The sequence below is a fragment of the Verrucosispora sp. ts21 genome (assembly GCF_002879555.1).
Lineage (GTDB): Bacteria > Actinomycetota > Actinomycetes > Mycobacteriales > Micromonosporaceae > Micromonospora > Micromonospora gifhornensis.
The window spans coordinates 1-16,894 of the sequence record NZ_PNOZ01000065.1 but is presented as its reverse complement, the minus strand read 5'-3'; the positions used below and the strand labels follow the sequence as shown (position 1 = coordinate 16,894).

Sequence of the window (16,894 nt, the reverse complement as noted above, 5' to 3'; positions counted from 1 at the left end):
GTTGCCTCGTATGAGCAGATGCTCATACTATTTGAGCGTACGCTCATTCTTGGGAAGGGATACCGCATGAGGCGAGCGGTGATCGTCGGCGCGGGCATCGCCGGTCTGGCCGCGGCGGCGCGGCTCGGCCGCGACGGCTGGCGCACGACAGTGGTGGAGCGGGCCCCGGGCCGGCGCAGCAGCGGCTACCTGGTGAACCTGCTCGGGTCGGGGTACGACGCCGCGCAGCGACTCGACCTGCTGCCCGCACTCTCCGACCGCGCGCTGGGCTCCTTCTCCACCGTGCTGGTCCGCGCGGACGGTCGGCCGAAGTTCACCGTGCCGGCGGCCCTCGCCGAGGCCACCCTCGGCCCGCGCGCCATGACGGTGTTCCGGGGCGACCTGGAAGCCGCGCTGTACGACGTGGCCCGCGAGCACACCGAGTTCCGCTTCGGCACCACCGTCACCGCGATCGAGCAGGATGCCGACCGGGTACGGGTCACGCTCGGCGACGGCAGCACCGAGGAGGCCGACCTGCTGGTCGGCGCCGACGGGGTGCACTCCGCCACCCGGACGTCGGTGTTCGGTGCGCAGTACCGGGTCGACCTGCCGTACGTGGTGGCGGCGGTCCCCCTCGCCGAGCCGGTGGCGGAGGTGCCCGAGTCGTCCGCGACGACCTTCATCGGGCCCGGCCGGACGGCAGCGATCATCAACCTCGGGCCCGGCAGATCCTCGGCGTTCTTCACCTACCGCTGCGAGGATCCGGGGCTGGAGGTGGCTCGTGGCGCGGTCGAGGCCGTCGGGGCGACCTTCGCCGACCTCGCCGCCGGGGTGCCCGAGGCGTTGCGGCAGTTGGCCGCCGATCCCGCCGGCGCCTACTTCGACCAGGTCAGCCAGGTGGTCATGCCCCGGTGGAGCGACGGTCGGGTGGTGTTGCTCGGCGACGCGGCCTGGTGCGTCACCCTCTTCGCCGGGCACGGGGCCGCCCTCGCCCTGGCCGGCGCGGACCGGCTCGGCACCGCCCTGAGCCGGCCCGACCAGGACATCCGTACCGCCCTCGCCGGTTGGGAAGCCGCGCTACGACCGGAGGTCGTCAAGCGGCAGGCACTCGCCCGTCGCGGCATGCACCAGTACGCCCCACCGAGCCGTGTCCACGTGTGGCTGAACGACGTCACGATGCGCGCGATCACCCTGCCCGGCGTACGTGGTGTGCTGCGGCGCGCGGTCGAACGGCAGAACCGCTGACGCGTCCGGTTGTCGGGGGCGGGCAGGATTGCAGTGTGGGTTGGCGGGATCGGCGGAAGCCGCGCAGGCTGCGCAGCCGCTGGCTGCCCGGCTACTGGATGCGCCACCCGCTGACCGGAATCGTGCTGCTTGTCGCCTTGCTGGCGGTGATCGTGCCGCTTGAGGTGCGGTCGATCCACCGGACCCATCGGCTGGACAACTACGGTGTGCAGGCCGAGGCGACCGTACGCGAGGTGCATGCGCAGGGCAGGAACTCGTACGTGCTTGTCGCCTTCACCACCGCCGAGGGCCGCCAGGTCGTCGCGGAGGTCACCGACTACAGGTGGAGCCCGGAACCGCAGGTCGGTGACGTCGCCACCGTGCGGTACGACCCCGCCGATCCACGACGCAACGTCCGCGACGTACGGATCGGTGCCGGCTACCTGGAGCCCGTGGTCGTCATCGCCGTGACGGTGATGTTCGGGGTCGGCGGCGGCGTGCTGCTCTGGCGTACCCGGTCGGTGTGGCGGCAGAACGCCGAGGACTGGCGTTCCGGACACCACTTCGCCTGACCCGGGTTCCTCTCAGCAGGTCGGTGCTGCCGACGCCGGTAGGGGTGCCGTGTCGTTGATCCGGTTGTGCCCGTTGCCCGCCGGTGGCCACGGTGAGGGCGTCGACAACCCCGGGAGGTACGCCGTGACCAGCGAACGCGAGACCGTCGAGGTCGACCCCGAGCTGTTCCAGGCCGTCTACGACTCACCCGCCTCGCTGCCGGGCCGGCACCGCTGGACCACCCCGGAGACGGACGTACGGCGGATCGAGAAGCTGCTGAACATGCCGCCGCGCACCATCGGTGCTCCGCTGTGGGTAAGCGGCGACCAGCCGGACTGCCCGAAGTGCGATCGCCGGATCAGCTGGTACGACATCGTCTCCTCCGCCTTGAAGGGCGTGCACGATCCGATGATGATCGCCACGGTGATCCTGGGCGAGCGCCGCTACGTCAACACCGGCCTCCCCGACGCCATCGCGGGCGTCCGCTGCGCCGACTGCCGCACCCCGATCGAGGGCCTGCGCAGCTTCAAGTGCCACAACTGGGCGTACGCCTTCGAGGAGCTGACGGCCGTACGGGAGCGGATGGCGGGCGGCTCAGTCGTCGGCGAGTAGCGACAGCACATGCCGCAGCCCCGGACGACCGTCGATCGACACTTCACCAGTCGGGGTGAACCCGGTGTGCCGGAGCACCGCCAGCGAGGCGGGGTTGTCCAGGGTGGCCACGGCGGTCAGCCGACACAGCCCGTACGCCTGACGGGCGAGAGCGGCCACCCGGCGTACGCCGTCCGTGGCCACCCCGCGCCCGGCGGCGCGCTGCGCCACCCGGTAGCCCAGCTCGGCCTCGCCGTCGGCCACGTCGACCAGGTTGAACCGGCCCAGCACCTCCCCCTGGTCGACCAGTACGTGGAAGTGGCAGCGCCCGGTGGCCTGCTCGGCGAGCAGGGCGGCGTGCCGGTCGGCGAACGTGGCGAAGTAGTCGTCGCCCCGATCCGGCACCGAGGCGGCGAACCACGCGCGGTTGTCGCGTTCGAAGGCCAGCAGCGGGTCCGCGTGCTCGGCGGTCAGCCGTTCCAGTTCGGGCACCCGCGCACCCTAACGCGGCTTGCCGTCGGCACGCCGAGTTGTTAATAAGGGGCCCTTCCTCTACCGGAGGCGTTAATAAGGTGCCCTTCCTTACCGCCCCTGCGGGCGGCGCCCGTCCGGGGAGGGCGGTTCGGCGCCGAAGTCGGGCACCGCAGGCATCGGGCGCGTCACCGGCTCGCCGGCGCTCACCCGCAACCGCTCGCCGTGATGCCACAGCTCGACGGTGGCGCCGGTGGGCGCGTCGGGCAGTTCGTAGCGGACGTCGTCGGCGGTGAGGGTGACCAGCAGCCGGTGCCCGTGCCAGCAGAGGCTGAATGCCAGCCGCTCGATCCGGTCCGGCAGCCGGGGGTCGAAGGACAGCAGTTCGCGGTCGTCGCGCATCCCGCCGAAGCCCTGCACCAGGGCCAGCCAGGCACCGCCCAGCGACGCCAGGTGCAGGCCGTCGCCGGTCTTGTCGCCGAGATCCTCCAGGTCCTGCAACACCGACTCGGTGAACAGGTCGTACGCCAGATCGAGGTGGCCCAGTTCGGCGGCGAGCACGCCCTGCGGGCTGGCCGACAGTGACGAGTCGCGAACGGTCCGGGCCTGGTAGTAGGCAAAGTTGGCGGCCTTCTCCTCGGCTGCGAACTCGCCGGGGAAGCGCTGCATGGCCAACACCAGGTCGGCCTGCTTGACCACCTGGTGCCGGTACAGCTCCAGGTAGGGGAAGTGCAGCAGGAGGGGGTAGTCGTCCTCGCTGGTGCCGGCGAAGTCCCACTCCGGCTGTTCGGTGAAGCCGGCGGACTGCTGGTGCACCCCGCGTTTGGCGTCGTACGGCACGGTCATCGCGTCGGCCGCGGCCCGCCAGGCGGTCACCTCCGCCGGGTCGACGCCCAACCGGGTCGCCGCCTCCGGGTGGCGCTGCGCCGCGTCGGCGGCACCGCGCAGGTTCCGCCGGGCCATCAGGTTGGTGAACAGGTTGTCGTCGACAAGCGCCGAGTACTCGTCCGGACCGGTGACCCCGACGATGTGGAAGCGACCGTCGTCGGTGTAGTGCCCGAAGCCGGCCCACAGCCGGGCGGTGGCCACCAGCAGTTCCAGTCCGGGGCCGGCGAGGAGGTCGTCGTCGCCGGTGGCCGCGACGTAGCGCAGCACCGCGTCGGCGATGTCGGCGTTGACGTGCAACCCGGCCGTACCGGCGGGCCAGTAGCCGGAACACTCCTGTCCCCCGATGGTGCGCCACGGGAAGGTTGCCCCGGTCAGCCGCAACTCCGCCGCGCGTTCGAGGGCCTGCGGCAGCTGCGCGTGCCGCCAGCGCAACGCCGATCGGGCCACCTCCGGCGCGACGTAGGTGAGCACCGGCAGGACGTAGCCTTCGGTGTCCCAGAGCACGTGCCCGTCGTAGCCGTTGCCGGTCAGCCCCTTGGCGGGAATGGTCCGGTCGCCGTCGGGGCGGCCCGCCTGGATCAGGTGGAACATCGCGAAGCGGATCGCCACCTGCAACTTGTCGTCACCGTCGAGGAGCACGTCGGCGGTACGCCAGGCGGCGTCCAGGGCCGCGCGTTGTTCGGCGCGCAGCGCGGCGAAGCCGTCGGCGCGAGCGGCAAGCGCGTCGGTCATCACCTGGTCGGCGAGGTCATCCGGCGACGAGCCGTCGACCGGCTGCCACTCGTACGCCGCGAACTTGGCAAGCGTGACCCGCTCTCCGGGCTGAAGGACGCCGGTGAGGCTGAACCGGATCCGGTCCTCGGTCGCGTCCGCGCTGCTGGTGACGTGGTCCGGTGCCGTCGGGTGGTGTGCCACGGCGACGGCGACCCGCTGACCGCTGTGCTCGGTGCGGTGCACCAGCACCCCGGCGCTGCCGTCGAGGTGCTGCGCCTCGCCGACAAGCGGATCGTCGATGACGGCGGCGGCTCGTGGGTCGTCGGCGCGGTCCTCCACCCGCTCGTTGGCCAGCAGGTCGGCGCAGATCCTCAGCTCGACCGGCCCGTGCAGGGCTTCCACCGTCCACTCGACGGCACCGACGCGGCGGCGCAGCAGTGACACCAGTCGGGTGCTGCGTATCCGCACCGTGTGTCCGCCGGGCGAGGTCCACTCGGTGAGCCGTTCCAGCACCCCGGCGCGCAGGTCGAGGACCTGCTCGTGGTGGTGCAGCGTCCCGGTGCGTACGTCAAGTGGCTCGCCGTCGACCCAGAGCCGGACGAGGGTGGCGTTCGGTGCGCTGATCACCGTGTCGGACAGCTGCGGGAAGCCGTGACCGTCCTCGGGGTAGTTCAGCTTGCGCCGCTCGTGGAAGCCGTTGAGGTAGCTGCCCGGCATGTCGCACGGCCGGCCCTCGTCGAGGGCACCGCGCCAGCCCAGCCAGCCGTTGCTCAACGCGAACACCGACTCGGTCTCGCCAAGCCGGTCCAGGTCGTCGTGGGTACGCCGGATCCGCCAGCGCTCGTCGGGTGCGGACGAGCGTTCGGCTGTGCGCTGCAACTACGCCTCCTGAAGCGGTGCGAACGGGAGGCATCAACAGTTCCCCGCCGGCCCGCTCACCACACCAGCAGCAGCGCCCCCACGGTGCCGAGCACCAGGTACGGCCCGAACGGCAGGTGAGACGACCAGCGCGCCCGTCGGGTGACAAGCAGCCCGAGAGCCACCAGGCCGGACAGCATCACCGCGAGCAGCAGCCCCAGCACCGGGGTCGCCCAGCCGTACCAGCCGAGCAGCGCGCCCGCGCCCAGGGCGAGTTTGGCGTCGCCGATGCCGAAGCCTCGGGCGCCGAACAGCAGCGTGGTGGTGGCGAAGAAGCCGGCCAGGCCGAGCGCGGCGGCGGTGGCGCGCAGCCAGGGTGCCGGCCCGGCGTCGACGAGGGCGGTCAGTCCGAGCAGCAGCCAGGTGCCGGCGGCGGCCGGCAGGGTGAGCCGGTCAGGCAGCCGGTGCACGGCGAGGTCGACGAAGACCAGCGGTACCGCGAAGATCAGCCACCAGGCGGCGGCGACCAGTTCACCTGCGGGCGGGCCGGCCAGCAGCAGCATGGCGAGGGCGGCGACGGTGACCAGTTCGACGGTGTACGGCGGCGCGCCGATCCGGGCTCGGCAGGTGCCGCATCGGGCGGTGGGGCCGAGCGCCGGCCAGGGCCGGTCGAGGCCGATCGGGGTGTCGCAGGCGTCGCATCCGCTGCGGCGGTCGGTCCCCGCCGGCACGGCGTGTCGGGCGACGGCGTACCGCAGCAGCGGGGTGAGCGTCAGCACGGCCAGCGGCCGGCGGCGGGCGGCGGTGGGCGGGACGTTGTCGGGCCGCGCCGGCTCGGTGGCGGCCGGCCGGCTCACGCCGACCACCCCGGGAATGTGAATACCGTACGTAATCTGCCCGCTCGGATCCGCAGGTGACCCGATCGTTGCGAAACGGAACCCTGGCAGTCGGCGGAGACTCGGCCGAAACACCCGGCGCGCATCGATGGAATTCCCATGAAACGCAATTGGCGAACCCCTGGGGCGGGGAAAACGGGGGACGGATCGGGCAACAAGCCATTTCCCACCCCACCGATACCCGCCTCGGCGCCCCCCACCCGACGGCGGATCCCATCGGGGCGCGAACCGCACCGATCCGGCGTCGACACGACCTCGGCAGGCCTCGGCAACCCTCCGGTAACCATCGAGCACCACCACCGTTCATGACTCAGAGTAGTCACATGAATTGCCTCTGTTGCATCGGCCGGCGTCAGCTTATGCTCGCCCCTTGGATGTGACGCAACCCACGTCCGACGGCCATAACCACCCAGGACAGTGCATTTGTAGAAGATCCGTAAGGGCAAATGCGACTGCGTATTGGACCGGCCCGCAGAGGACCATCCGGTCGCGCTGCCGCATGCCCGAAAACGGCGGCGACGCCGGTCGCCGGGTCGGTACCGAGGAGGGCACGAGGGTGCGAGCACGGCAGCTGAGTCGCTGGACGGCCGGTCTGGTCGCAGTGGCCACCGTCGGCACGACCACCGCCTGCGGCAACCCGCCGACGACAGCCGGCACCACCTCCACGGACCGGAGCCGGCCGGTCGGCAACGAACGGGTCGCCGAGGAGAAGGCCGCCGAGCAGGCGGCCCTGAAGGCGTACGCCGGATACCTGAGCGCCTCCCGGTCGGCAAGCCGGCGCAGCGACCCGCAGCACCCGGAGCTGACCCGGTTCCTCGCCGACCCGCTGCTCACCCGGGTCCGGGTAGGCCTGATAAAGGCCCGAGCCAACGGCGCGGTCAGCACCGGCACGCTGCGCTCCGACCCCACGGTGATCTCCGTCGACCTGGACGGCGAGCCACCCACTGTGGAGATACAGGACTGCCTCGACGCCACCGGCTACCGGCTGGTCTACGTCGCCGACAAGAAGCCGGTGCCGGGCACCCGCGGTACGCGGCACCTCGCCACCGCCGTCGCCACCCGCTACCCCGACGGTCGCTGGCTGATCAGCGGCGGCTCCGCCCACCAGGATCAGCCGTGCTGACCCGGGCGGCGAACCACCTCGACCGGGCATCGGCCGATCCGCGCCTGCTGCGCCGGACGGCCGTCCGCCGGCTGCTGCTCGGCACCGCGCTGGCGCTGCTGCTGGTCACCGGTCCGGCGGTGCCGGCCGGTGCCGCCGACCCCGGTGCCGAGTGCCCGCCAGCCCAGCCCAACTGCAACGTCTGGGACGACGACCCGGGCACCCCCGGTGGTGGGGGCAACGGCGGTGACAACGGTGGCGACAACGGCGGTGGCGGTGGCGGCAGCGGCGTCTGCCGGTGGAAGGGGCAGACCGTCCCCTGCTACCGCGAAGGCATGGGCTGGTTCAACAGCCAGGACGGCTGCTACTACCGACTCTCCGAGCCACAACTGGAGGCACCCCCGGGGTCCCAGTGGTACACGCTAACCTGCGACGCGGTGTCCCTGGGCAGCGTGCGTAACGAGCTGCTGGAGGGGCCGCCGCCGGGCTTCGGTGCTCCGCCGGATCCGGAGGAGCTGGCCCGCCGGGCGTTCGCCTCGATCACCCTGCTGGCCCCCCGAGCGGCGGTCGCACCCCGCAAGGACATCGGCCCCGGTCTGGTCGGGCTGCCGGTCTGGATGTGGGCCAGCCGAGGCCCCACCTACTTCGGCCCGCAGAGCGCCTCCGCATCCGATCGGGGCCTGACCGTCACCATCCGGGCCGAGGTCGACGAGATCGTCTGGGACATGGGCAACGGCGACCGGGTCGTCTGCGACGGCCCCGGCACCGCGTACGAGCGGCAGGGTCGAAACGCCGGGAAGCGCTCCCCCGACTGCGGCTACCACAACGGCTACACGAAGGCCGGCACGTACCAGGTCCAGGCGACGACGCAGTGGAGCGTCACCTGGACCAGCAGCAGCGGCGCGACCGGGAGCATCGGTGGCGTCACCCGCACAACCGGCCCGGTGCAGATCCAGATCAACGAGCTTCAGGTGGTGACCCGATGAGCGTGGCGACCCGCAACGGACCCTCTCCGGTGGACGCGCCGGTCGCCCCACCCAAGGTGGTCCGGCAACGCCGGGTCCGCCCCGGGCTGCTCGGGCTGGCCGTACTGCTGATCGCCCTGGGTGGGCTGGGTTCGGCGTTCGCGGTCACCTCGGTGCGTGCGACCGGCAGTTACCTGGCGGTCGCCCGGACGGTCGAGGTGGGCAGCGTGGTAAGCGCCAGCGACCTGGTCTCCGTGCAGGTGGCCGGCGGGCAGGGCCTCGACCCGGTGCCGGCCGGACGGCTCGCCGACGTGGTAGGCATGCGCGCCGCCGTCTCGCTGGCCCCCGGCACGTTGCTGACCATGTCGCAGCTCACCGACAAGCCCCTGCTCGGCCCGGGTCAGCAGCAGATCGCCCTGGGATTGCGTACCGCCCAGGTGCCGGCCCCCAAGCTTCGCCCCGGCGACGAGATCCTGCTGGTCAGCACCCCCCGCGACGACAACAGCAGCAGCAACTCGTCCTCCGGCGTGACCCGGTTCACCGCCACCGTCACCGACGCGGTCAGCACGGACGGCCGCGACGAGGTGGTGGTCTACCTGGCCCTGGCCGTCCGGGACGTGCCGGCCGTGGTGGCGTTGGCCGCGCAGGACCGGATCGCGGTCGTGCTCACCAAGGCGGCCTGATGGCGATCATCGCGCTGGTCTCGGCCAAGGGCTCTCCGGGGGTGACCACCACCGCGCTGGCGTGCGCGCTGAGCTGGCACCGTCGGGTGGTCCTCGCCGAATGCGACCCGGCCGGCGGCTCGATCCTCGCCGGCTACCTGGGTGGCGCGCTGGACGGCCCACGCGGCCTGGGTGAACTGGCCGTCGGGGAACTGCGCGACGGCAACCTGGACACCGCGTTCTGGTCGCAGCTGGTCGACCTGGACGCCCCGCGCCGGGAACGCCTGCTGCTGCCCGGTGTCGTCGACCCGGCCCAGGCCGGCAGTGTCATCCCGCTGTGGCAGCGGTTCGCGGACTTCTTCACCGGGCTGGAACGCGGTGACCCGCCGTACGACGTGATCGTGGACTGTGGACGGCTGCACGTGGTCGGCACGCCGTGGCCGCTGCTGCGGGCCGCGTCGGTGGTGCTGGTGGTGACCCGGGCGCAGTTGCCCGACCTGTCCGGCACCCGCGCCATGCTCAAGACGCTCGAACGGGACTTCGCCGAGCATCGGGTGGAGCCCGGCACGCTGCGCCTGCTGCTGGTCGGCGACGGCCACGGCAAGGGCGAGATCAGCAAGGCCCTCCAGTTGCCGGTGATCGCCCGGCTGCCGCACGATCCGCGTACCGCCGGGGTGTTGAGCCTGGGCGGCACGGTGCGCGCCGGACGGCCGTTGCTGCGCGCGGCCCGCGAACTGGAGGTGCCGGTCGGCGCCCTGCTGGACCGGCGGCGAGCCCGCCTGGCCTGGCCGGTCTCGCAGGGGGTGCCCGATGCGCTTTGAGCCGGTCTCCTCGGATCCCCGGCGGCAGCCGCCCGGCGCCACCTCCACCGCGCCACCGCTGCCCGTGGCCAACGGTCGGCACTACGCCTCCGTGCCGGTGCCGGTGTCGGCCGCGCCGGCGGCAGCCGAGCCGCCGCCCCGGCCACGGGTGGACTTCCAGGTGGTACGGGAGTTGCGTCGCCAGTTGAGCGAGCAACTCACCCGGTGGCAGCGGGGTCGGGAGTTCAGCGTCGACGAGGAGGACACCGAGCGGGCCCGGCTCGCGGTGCTCCTGGTCGCCGAGTACGCCGACTCGGTACGCCGGGCCGGCACCCCGATGGCCGCCGGTGAGGAACGGCTGCTGCTCGACCAGGTCACCGCCGAACTGGCCGGTCTCGGTCGACTGCAGACCCTGCTCGTCGACGACACCATCGAGGAGGTCCACATCCTCGGCTGCGACCAGGTGCGCATCACCCGGCACGGCGGTGGCGTCGACTGGGTCGAGCCGATCGCCGACAGCGACGACGAGTTGGTGGAGATCCTCCAGGCGGCGGCCCGCCGGGCCGGTGCCACCGAACGTTCGCTGTCCACCTCGAAGCCGACCCTGGATCTGCAACTGCCCGACGGCAGCCGGCTGGCGGCGGTGTTCCTGGTCAGCCACCGCCCGTACGCGGTGATCCGCAAGCACAACACCCTCGACGTGACCCTCGACGACCTCGCCGGCACCCGCGGCGACCTGGACGAGATGATCGACCCGCTGCTGCGCGACTTCCTCCGCGCGTCGATGCGCGCCGGGCTGAACATCATGGTCGCCGGGCTGGCCGGTGCCGGTAAGACCACGGTCATCCGGGCGTTGATGAGCGAGATCCCGCCCGACGAGCCGTACGTGCTGCTGGAGGAGAGCCGGGAGTTGCTGCCGGCCCGCCGGACCGACCGGCACCGGGCGGTGATGAGCTTCGAGGCCCGCGAGGGGCACGGTGAGCGCGGGCCGGACGGTCGACCGGCCGGTGAGATCAGCATCGCCGACCTGATCCCGGTGTCGCTGCGGATGGGCGTACTGCGGATCATCGTCGGTGAGGTCCGGTCCCGCGAGATCGTGCCGATGCTCCAGGCGATGACCACCAGCCGGGGCTCGATGTGCACGATCCACGCCCGTACCCCGGGTGGGGTCAGCGAGCGGATCATCGAGTTGGCGCTGGCGCACGGCCGGGAGATGACAGTCGATCAGGCCCGCCGGATGGCCGGCAATGCCCTCGACCTGATCGTCTACGTCACCGTCGAGGACGAGACCGGCATCGGCGGGCGCAAGCACCGGTTCGTCTCGCACGTCGAGGAGGTGATCGGTGTCGGTGACAGCAACCGGATCACCACCACCAAGGTGTTCGCGCCCGGCCCGGACGGTCGGGCGGTGCCCCGACACCTACCCGAACGGGTCCGCGACCAGTTGCTGCGGGTGGGCTACGACGCCCGGCTGCTGAGCCGCTGGATCGAGGCCGGGCAGGGTGCCTGGCGTCGCCCCAAGCAGACCCGACTCGGTCGGCGGTGAGTGGTGCTCGACAACATCGAACTTCTCGCCGTGGTCTCCGGGGCGGCCTGCGTGGCCGGGCTGGTGTTGACGGTCGTCGCACTTGTCGGCACCCGCCGCCCGCCCGGCCCTGCGCCCGGCGCCGGCCCCGGGATCAGCCGACTGTGGCGCGGCTCCGGCACCACCGTCCGCGAGCAGCAGGCCCACCAGGCGCTGCTGATCGGCGCGGTGGTGGCGGGCGCGTTGGCCTTCCTGCTGACCGGGCTGCCGGTGGTCGGCCTGCTGGTCGCGGTCGCGGTACCGGGCACCCCGTGGCTGTTCTCGGTCGGCCGGGCCGAACAGCGGGCCATCGCCCGGATCGAGGCCGTCGGCGAGTGGACCCGCCGACTCAAGGACGTCTCCGCCACCGGGCAGGGACTCCAGCAGGCGATCATCGGCACCGTCGGCACCGCGCCCGAGGAGATCCAGGACGAGGTACGGCTGCTCGCCGCCCGACTCCAGGCCGGTTGGCTGGCCCGATCCGCCCTGCTGGCGTTCGCCGACGAGATCGGCGACCCGGTCTGCGACCAGGTGGTGGCGGCGCTCATCCTGCACCTGACCGACCGGGGTGAACGGCTCGGCGACGTACTCGGCTCGATCGCCTCGGCGGCGGCGGCCGAGGTCACCACCCGGCGGGAGATCGAGGCCAAACGCACCCAGCCCCGGTTCGCGGTCCGGTTCCTCACCGGCATGACCCTGGCCACCATCGCGTACGGGCTGTTCAACGCCGAGTACGTGCAGCCGTACGGCACGCCGTTCGGTCAGCTGGTGATGGCGCTGCTCGGTGCCGCCTTCGTCGGCCTGCTGGCCTGGGTGCGCTCGATGAGCCAACCGCCGCGACCGGCCCGCTTCCTGCCCGCTCCCGACCCCGAGGAGGCGGTGGCGTGAACCTGCACCTCTTCGTCGCCGTGGTCGCCGGATCAGCGGTCGGGCTGGGCGTGTTCCTGGTGGTACGCGAACTGGTGCCGGCCACCCCCGCGCTCGGCCCGGCGTTGCGCCGGCTGCATCCGCCGGCCGGAGTCGCCCGGCCCGGTCCCGCCGCCCGTCAACTGGAGTGGCTCACCGGTCTGGCCCGCTGGCTGCGCCCACCGCACCGACAGCTCGCCCTGCTCGACCGCACCCCCGAGCAGTACACGCTCTCCCTGCTGCTCTCGGCGCTGATCGGCCTCGCCGCGCCAGCCCTGCTCAGCTTCGCGCTGTTCGCCGTCGGCATCTCGCTGCCGCTTGTCGTACCGGTGCTGGGCAGCCTCGGTCTGGCGGCGCTCTGTGCCCTGGTGGCGCACCGGGCGGTAGTGACCCGCGCCGAGGCCGCCCGGGAGGAGTTCCGCCAGGCGGTCTGCACCTACCTGGACCTTGTGGCGTTGCAACTCTCCGCCGCGCACGGCCCGGTGCAGTCGCTGGAGCGGGCGGCGGCGATCTGCGAGGGCTGGGTCTTCGAGCGGATCTCCGAGGCGCTGCGGATGGCCCAGATGCAGATGCACTCCCCCTGGGACGAGTTGCGTGACCTCGCCGATCGGATCGGCATCCCCGAGCTGGGCGATGTCGGCGCGATCATGCAGTCCTCCGGCAGCGAGGGCGCCCAGGTGCACGAGACGCTGCGCAGCCGCGCCGACTCGCTACGCGACCAGATCCGCACCGACAACCTGGCTCGCGCCGAGGGGGTGACCAGTCGGCTCGACATCCCCGGCGCGCTGCTGGTCTTCGTCCTGCTCGGCTTCGCCATCTATCCGTTCCTGGCCCGCCTCTAGGCCAACCCCCGTCAGCAAAGGAGCAGTTCGATGTCCGTCCTCACCTACCTGCACGCCGCGCTACGCGCGCGGCTGGCCGAACTCGCCGGCGATCGCGGCGACAGCCCGGTGCCCACCGCCGTGATCATCTTTGGTCTGGTGACGGTGGCCCTCGCGGTGACCGCCGCCGCCCTCGCCGCAGCCAACAACTGGATGGACGCCCTCCCCGGTCCGCCGGCCAACTGACGATGCGTCGTTTCCGGTTCGAGAGGTGGTGCCGGCGCGCCGTCGCGCGCCGGCACCACCGGCTGCCCGGCGACGGCGAACGAGGCGGCAACCCGGTCGAGTTGGCCGTGACGCTGCCGGCGATCCTGCTGATGCTGTTCGCGTCGATCCAGGTCGCCGCAGTCTTCGTGGCCCGCTCGACCGCGCTCAACGCCGCGCAGAGCGGCGTCAACGCCCAACGGCTGCACGAGGCCGCACCGAACGCCGGTGCCGAGCGGGCGACGAAGTTCCTCAACCAGGCGGGCGACTGGCTGGTCGGCTGGAAGGACCCGGGACCGAGTTGCGTCACCACGGCCACCGACGTGACCTGCACGGTGACCGGTCGCGCCCTGTCGGTCGTACCGGGCGTCAGCTTCTCGGTGCGGCAGAGCGCACACGGGACGGTGGAACGATGGACCGCACCATGAGCCGGGGCTCGGTCTCGATCGAGGTGGCCGTGCTGGCACCTGCCTTCGTGGCGCTGATGGTGCTGGCCGGGGTCGCCGGCCGTACCGCCGTGGCCAGTGAGGCGCTGGAGGCCGCCGCCCACGACGCCGCCCGCGCGGCCTCGATCTCCCGGGACGCCCCCACCGCCCGCCGGGAGGCCCGGGAGGCGGCCCGGCAGCAGCTCGACTGGCGGGGCGTGGCCTGCACCGGCGCCCCACAGATCACCTTCCGGGGTACGGTCGACGGCCGGTCCACCACCTTCAACGCGGCGTTCCGCAGCCGTGTCGGGCAGGACGCCTCGGTCACCGTGGAACTCGCCTGCACAGTGTCCTACCAGGACGTCAGGCTTCCCGCGCTGAAGAACATGCCGGCGGGCAGCCGGATCACCGCCTCGTTCACCTCGCCGCTGGACCGCTACCGGAGTCGAGGATGACCGCCGGCCGGGGCGATGCCGGGCGGGTGAGCATCTTCCTCGCCATCGCCCTCGTCGGGGTGCTGGCCATCATCGGCATGGCGTTCGACGGCGCGGGGCAGTTGCGTACCCTCCAGCGGGCCGAGAACCTGGCCGCCGAGGCGGCACGGGCGGGCGGGCAGGCCATCGACCTGGCCACCGCCATCGAGGGCGGGCCCAAACAGATCAACCGACCGCAGGCCCGTCGCGCCGTCGCGGACTACCTCGCCGCCGCAGGGGCCAGCAGTCACACCGTCAACTTCCCGGTGGTCGACGGCGAAACCCAGATCCGGGTACGCGTCTCGGTCACCTACAGCCGGGCCATGCTCGGCCTCTTCGGCTTCTCCAACACCGTCACCGTCACCGGTGAGGCGACCGCGCGGCCGCTGACCGGGATCCCCTGAGAGAAGGAAGGTCGTCATGGCCGCATCGGGTGGTACCGCCGTACGACGGCTCGGTCGCATCCTGACCGGCTTCGGTGCGCTCGTCGTGCTGCTCGGCCTGCTGGTCGGCGGGCCGATCGCACTGCTGGCCTTCGCCGGCAACCCGTTGCCCGACCACGTACCGACACTGGCGGAGGTCGGCACCACCCTCACCAGCCGCGACGACGGCCAGTTGTTCCTGCGGGCACTGGCGCTGGTCGGCTGGTTCGGGTGGGCCACCTTCGCCATCTCGGTGCTCGTCGAGTTGGGCGCACAGGCGCTGCGCCGACCGGCACCCCGGCTTCCCGGGATGGGCCGCCAGCAGCGGGCCGCCGCCGCCCTGGTCGGCTCGGTCGCGCTGATCCTCGTCGCCAGCCCGGCCGCCGCCGCCACCGCCGCGTACACCTCCGGGCCGTACACCGCACCCACCGCGACCGTCGCGTACGCGTCCCCGGCCACCTCGACCACGATCGCCTCGACCACCATGGGCTCGACCACCATGGGTTCGACGGCCGTGGGCTCGACGGCGATGGGTTCGCAGGCGGCGGTGCGGGCGGACCGGGCCACTGTCGATGCTCCGGTCTACCAGGTGGCCAAGGGCGACTACCTCGGCAAGGTCGCCGACCGGTACCTGGACGACTTCGACGACTACCGCAAACTCGCTGCCCTCAACGGACTCCGCAACCCTGACCAGATCCGCCCCGGCCAACTGATCACGCTCCCGGCGGAGGCCCAGGACCAGGGCGTACGGGCACACGCCACCGGTCGGCTGGTCACCCCGAAGGCGACGCCGGCACGGCCCTCGCCCGAACCGGCCGCCCCGGACAGCGGAGCAGAAACGCCCGCCCCGGCGAAACCGGGCGGATCGGGGCCGGGCGGATCGGGACCCGGCGGGACGGGGCCGGGCGGATCAGGGCCGGGTGGGACGGGGCCGGGTGGGGCCACGCAGGACGGGGCGACGCGGGGTGGCGCCTCCGGTCAGCCGGGTGGGAGCACCTCAGGGCCGGCAGCCGCGACACCAGCGCCCGCCGCGCCCGAGGATCGACAGCCGACCGCGCCACGCGACGAGGTTTCCGACAACCATCCGCCGGTGGTGACGGTGGGCGCGGCCCGCGCAGGCGATCCCGACCGGGTGAACCGTCCCCTGGCCATCTCCGCCGTACTGGCCGTGGCCAGCATCGTCGGCGCACAGATCGGCGCAGTCCTGGGTCTGCGCCGACGACCCGCGACCACCTCGGCCAGCACCTGGCAGCACCGGCGCAGCAGCGCACCCCGCGAACTTCCCACCGGCCGACACCGCAAAGACTGACGACACCTACCGGCACGAGCGACTGGCGGCACGAGCGACTGCCGTGGCGGGCGGTCGGTGCGCGGGCCGCAGCGTCGGGCCTGCCGCCGTACCCCGGGGGTCAGGGCAGGCGTGCCTCGACCTTGCCGTTCACCACGCGGGTGGGCAGGATCTGCTGGTCGTTCGAGGATGGACCGTGCACCACCTCGCCACCGTTGAGGCGGAAGGTGCTGCCGTGCCAGGGGCAGACCACGCAGGCGTGGCCGTCGATCTCGCGTACCTCGCCCTCGCCGAGCGGCCCGCTCTGGTGGGGGCAGCGCTCCAGCATCACCGTCACGTCGTCGCCGTGCCGGTAGAGGATCACCGACACCTCGTCGACCTTGCGGGTGATCAGTTCCCGCTGAGGCAAACTGTCGATCTCGGCGACCGCATGCCACCCCTCGCTGATCAGGTGCAGGTCGGAGACGCTCACGTTCACCTGGGCACCCTGCTTGTACGCCAGATGCCCGCCGATGTACGCCCCCGCGCTCGCCGCACTGAGTCCGAGGAAGCCGAGCGTACGGCCGAGGCCGTGGCGACCCGACAACCGTGCGGCCAGCGAGCCCCCGTACAACACCAGGGCCACGCTGTTCGACGCGGCGTGCACCAGGCCGACCCGGCGCTGGTCACGGGCCAGGGCCGCCCAGTCGTTGAGGCCCGCCACCGCGGACGGCACGGCGCTGGCGGTGCCGACCGCGATCAGCGCGGTGGCCGCCCGCCGCTGCCCCGGCAGCAGATCCAGTACCGCCGCACTCATCCAGGAACCGACCGTGACCTGCACCATCGCGGGGTGCAGGGGATGCCCCAGCCAGACCCCGTGCAGGAGATCACGGACGCGCTGCCCCCGCAGGGTGCCCTGCACCGCGCGCTGCAACCGATCACCGAACCGGTCAAGCCGGGAATTCTGCTCGATCTTCGTCAATAGCTCTCGCACAACTACCGACTTCCCGCCCTACCCGCCCCCAAACCGCCCGACAAGAACAACCTCCC

General features: G+C 72.4%; 19 protein-coding genes. 15 read left to right on the top strand and 4 right to left on the bottom strand.

Going from position 1 to position 16,894, the window contains the following annotated elements; genetic code table 11:
• Positions 1 to 66 precede the first annotated feature (66 nt).
• From C1A38_RS23535 to C1A38_RS23525, 3 genes are all read left to right on the top strand, one after another.
• On the top strand, positions 67 to 1,224 hold the full coding sequence (locus C1A38_RS23535) for an FAD-dependent oxidoreductase (RefSeq protein ID WP_233196984.1): 1,158 nt from the start codon (positions 67 to 69) through the stop codon (positions 1,222 to 1,224).
• A 35-nt stretch (positions 1,225 to 1,259) separates the two neighbouring features.
• On the top strand, positions 1,260 to 1,775 hold the full coding sequence (locus tag C1A38_RS23530) for a DUF3592 domain-containing protein (RefSeq protein WP_102659908.1): 516 nt from the start codon (positions 1,260 to 1,262) through the stop codon (positions 1,773 to 1,775).
• Positions 1,776 to 1,899: 124 nt separating this feature from the next.
• The gene (locus tag C1A38_RS23525) at positions 1,900 to 2,367 is read left to right on the top strand and encodes a DUF8243 domain-containing protein (protein ID WP_102659925.1); all 468 of its coding nucleotides are present in this window, start codon (positions 1,900 to 1,902) and stop codon (positions 2,365 to 2,367) included.
• On the opposite strand, the gene C1A38_RS23520 is transcribed toward C1A38_RS23525, so the two are convergent.
• From C1A38_RS23520 to C1A38_RS23510, 3 genes are all read right to left on the bottom strand, one after another.
• Positions 2,350 to 2,838 (bottom strand): GNAT family N-acetyltransferase, encoded by a 489-nt coding sequence (locus tag C1A38_RS23520; protein WP_102659907.1) that lies wholly within the window; start codon positions 2,836 to 2,838, stop codon positions 2,350 to 2,352. The genes C1A38_RS23525 and C1A38_RS23520 overlap by 18 nt on opposite strands.
• 90 nt (positions 2,839 to 2,928) lie before the next feature.
• Positions 2,929 to 5,298 (bottom strand): glycoside hydrolase family 65 protein, encoded by a 2,370-nt coding sequence (locus C1A38_RS23515; protein WP_102659906.1) that lies wholly within the window; start codon positions 5,296 to 5,298, stop codon positions 2,929 to 2,931.
• A gap of 56 nt (positions 5,299 to 5,354) precedes the next feature.
• Complete coding sequence (locus tag C1A38_RS23510) at positions 5,355 to 6,062, bottom strand: prepilin peptidase (RefSeq protein ID WP_102659924.1); 708 nt, start codon at positions 6,060 to 6,062, stop codon at positions 5,355 to 5,357.
• A 667-nt stretch (positions 6,063 to 6,729) separates the two neighbouring features.
• Here C1A38_RS23510 and C1A38_RS23505 point away from each other — a divergent pair.
• From C1A38_RS23505 to C1A38_RS23450, 12 genes are read left to right on the top strand one after another with little or no spacing between them, the layout of a single operon-like run.
• The gene (locus tag C1A38_RS23505; protein WP_102659923.1) at positions 6,730 to 7,296 is read left to right on the top strand and encodes a hypothetical protein; all 567 of its coding nucleotides are present in this window, start codon (positions 6,730 to 6,732) and stop codon (positions 7,294 to 7,296) included.
• A gap of 44 nt (positions 7,297 to 7,340) precedes the next feature.
• Positions 7,341 to 8,261: a hypothetical protein gene (locus C1A38_RS23500; protein WP_102659922.1), complete on the top strand. Its 921-nt coding sequence runs from the start codon at positions 7,341 to 7,343 to the stop codon at positions 8,259 to 8,261.
• Positions 8,258 to 8,923 carry an SAF domain-containing protein gene (locus tag C1A38_RS23495; RefSeq protein ID WP_102659905.1) on the top strand — a complete coding sequence of 222 codons (666 nt, stop codon included), beginning with the start codon at positions 8,258 to 8,260 and terminating at the stop codon, positions 8,921 to 8,923. Before C1A38_RS23500 ends, C1A38_RS23495 begins: the two co-directional genes overlap by 4 nt.
• Complete coding sequence (locus tag C1A38_RS23490) at positions 8,923 to 9,723, top strand: CpaE/TadZ family protein (RefSeq protein ID WP_013730910.1); 801 nt, start codon at positions 8,923 to 8,925, stop codon at positions 9,721 to 9,723. Before C1A38_RS23495 ends, C1A38_RS23490 begins: the two co-directional genes overlap by 1 nt.
• Positions 9,713 to 11,248, top strand: a complete 1,536-nt coding sequence (locus C1A38_RS23485; protein ID WP_102659904.1) for a TadA family conjugal transfer-associated ATPase — start codon at positions 9,713 to 9,715, stop codon at positions 11,246 to 11,248. Before C1A38_RS23490 ends, C1A38_RS23485 begins: the two co-directional genes overlap by 11 nt.
• On the top strand, positions 11,249 to 12,154 hold the full coding sequence (locus tag C1A38_RS23480) for a type II secretion system F family protein (protein ID WP_013730908.1): 906 nt from the start codon (positions 11,249 to 11,251) through the stop codon (positions 12,152 to 12,154).
• Positions 12,151 to 13,014: a type II secretion system F family protein gene (locus C1A38_RS23475; protein WP_102659903.1), complete on the top strand. Its 864-nt coding sequence runs from the start codon at positions 12,151 to 12,153 to the stop codon at positions 13,012 to 13,014. The genes C1A38_RS23480 and C1A38_RS23475 overlap by 4 nt, the downstream gene beginning before the upstream one ends.
• 30 nt (positions 13,015 to 13,044) lie before the next feature.
• Entirely contained in the window at positions 13,045 to 13,239 is a 195-nt protein-coding gene (locus tag C1A38_RS23470) for a hypothetical protein (RefSeq protein ID WP_102659902.1), read from the top strand.
• Positions 13,240 to 13,241: 2 nt separating this feature from the next.
• Complete coding sequence (locus C1A38_RS23465) at positions 13,242 to 13,685, top strand: TadE/TadG family type IV pilus assembly protein (protein WP_102659901.1); 444 nt, start codon at positions 13,242 to 13,244, stop codon at positions 13,683 to 13,685.
• Entirely contained in the window at positions 13,670 to 14,137 is a 468-nt protein-coding gene (locus tag C1A38_RS23460; RefSeq protein ID WP_102659900.1) for a TadE/TadG family type IV pilus assembly protein, read from the top strand. The genes C1A38_RS23465 and C1A38_RS23460 overlap by 16 nt, the downstream gene beginning before the upstream one ends.
• A complete protein-coding gene (locus C1A38_RS23455; RefSeq protein ID WP_102659899.1) occupies positions 14,134 to 14,559 on the top strand; it encodes a pilus assembly protein TadG-related protein in 426 nt (141 codons plus the stop codon). The genes C1A38_RS23460 and C1A38_RS23455 overlap by 4 nt, the downstream gene beginning before the upstream one ends.
• Positions 14,560 to 14,575: 16 nt before the next feature.
• Complete coding sequence (locus C1A38_RS23450) at positions 14,576 to 15,886, top strand: LysM peptidoglycan-binding domain-containing protein (protein ID WP_102659898.1); 1,311 nt, start codon at positions 14,576 to 14,578, stop codon at positions 15,884 to 15,886.
• A 100-nt stretch (positions 15,887 to 15,986) separates the two neighbouring features.
• Here the strand turns inward: C1A38_RS23450 and C1A38_RS23445 are convergent, their stop codons facing one another.
• Positions 15,987 to 16,838 (bottom strand): Rieske (2Fe-2S) protein, encoded by an 852-nt coding sequence (locus tag C1A38_RS23445; protein WP_102659897.1) that lies wholly within the window; start codon positions 16,836 to 16,838, stop codon positions 15,987 to 15,989.
• Between the last annotated feature and the right edge of the window lie 56 nt (positions 16,839 to 16,894).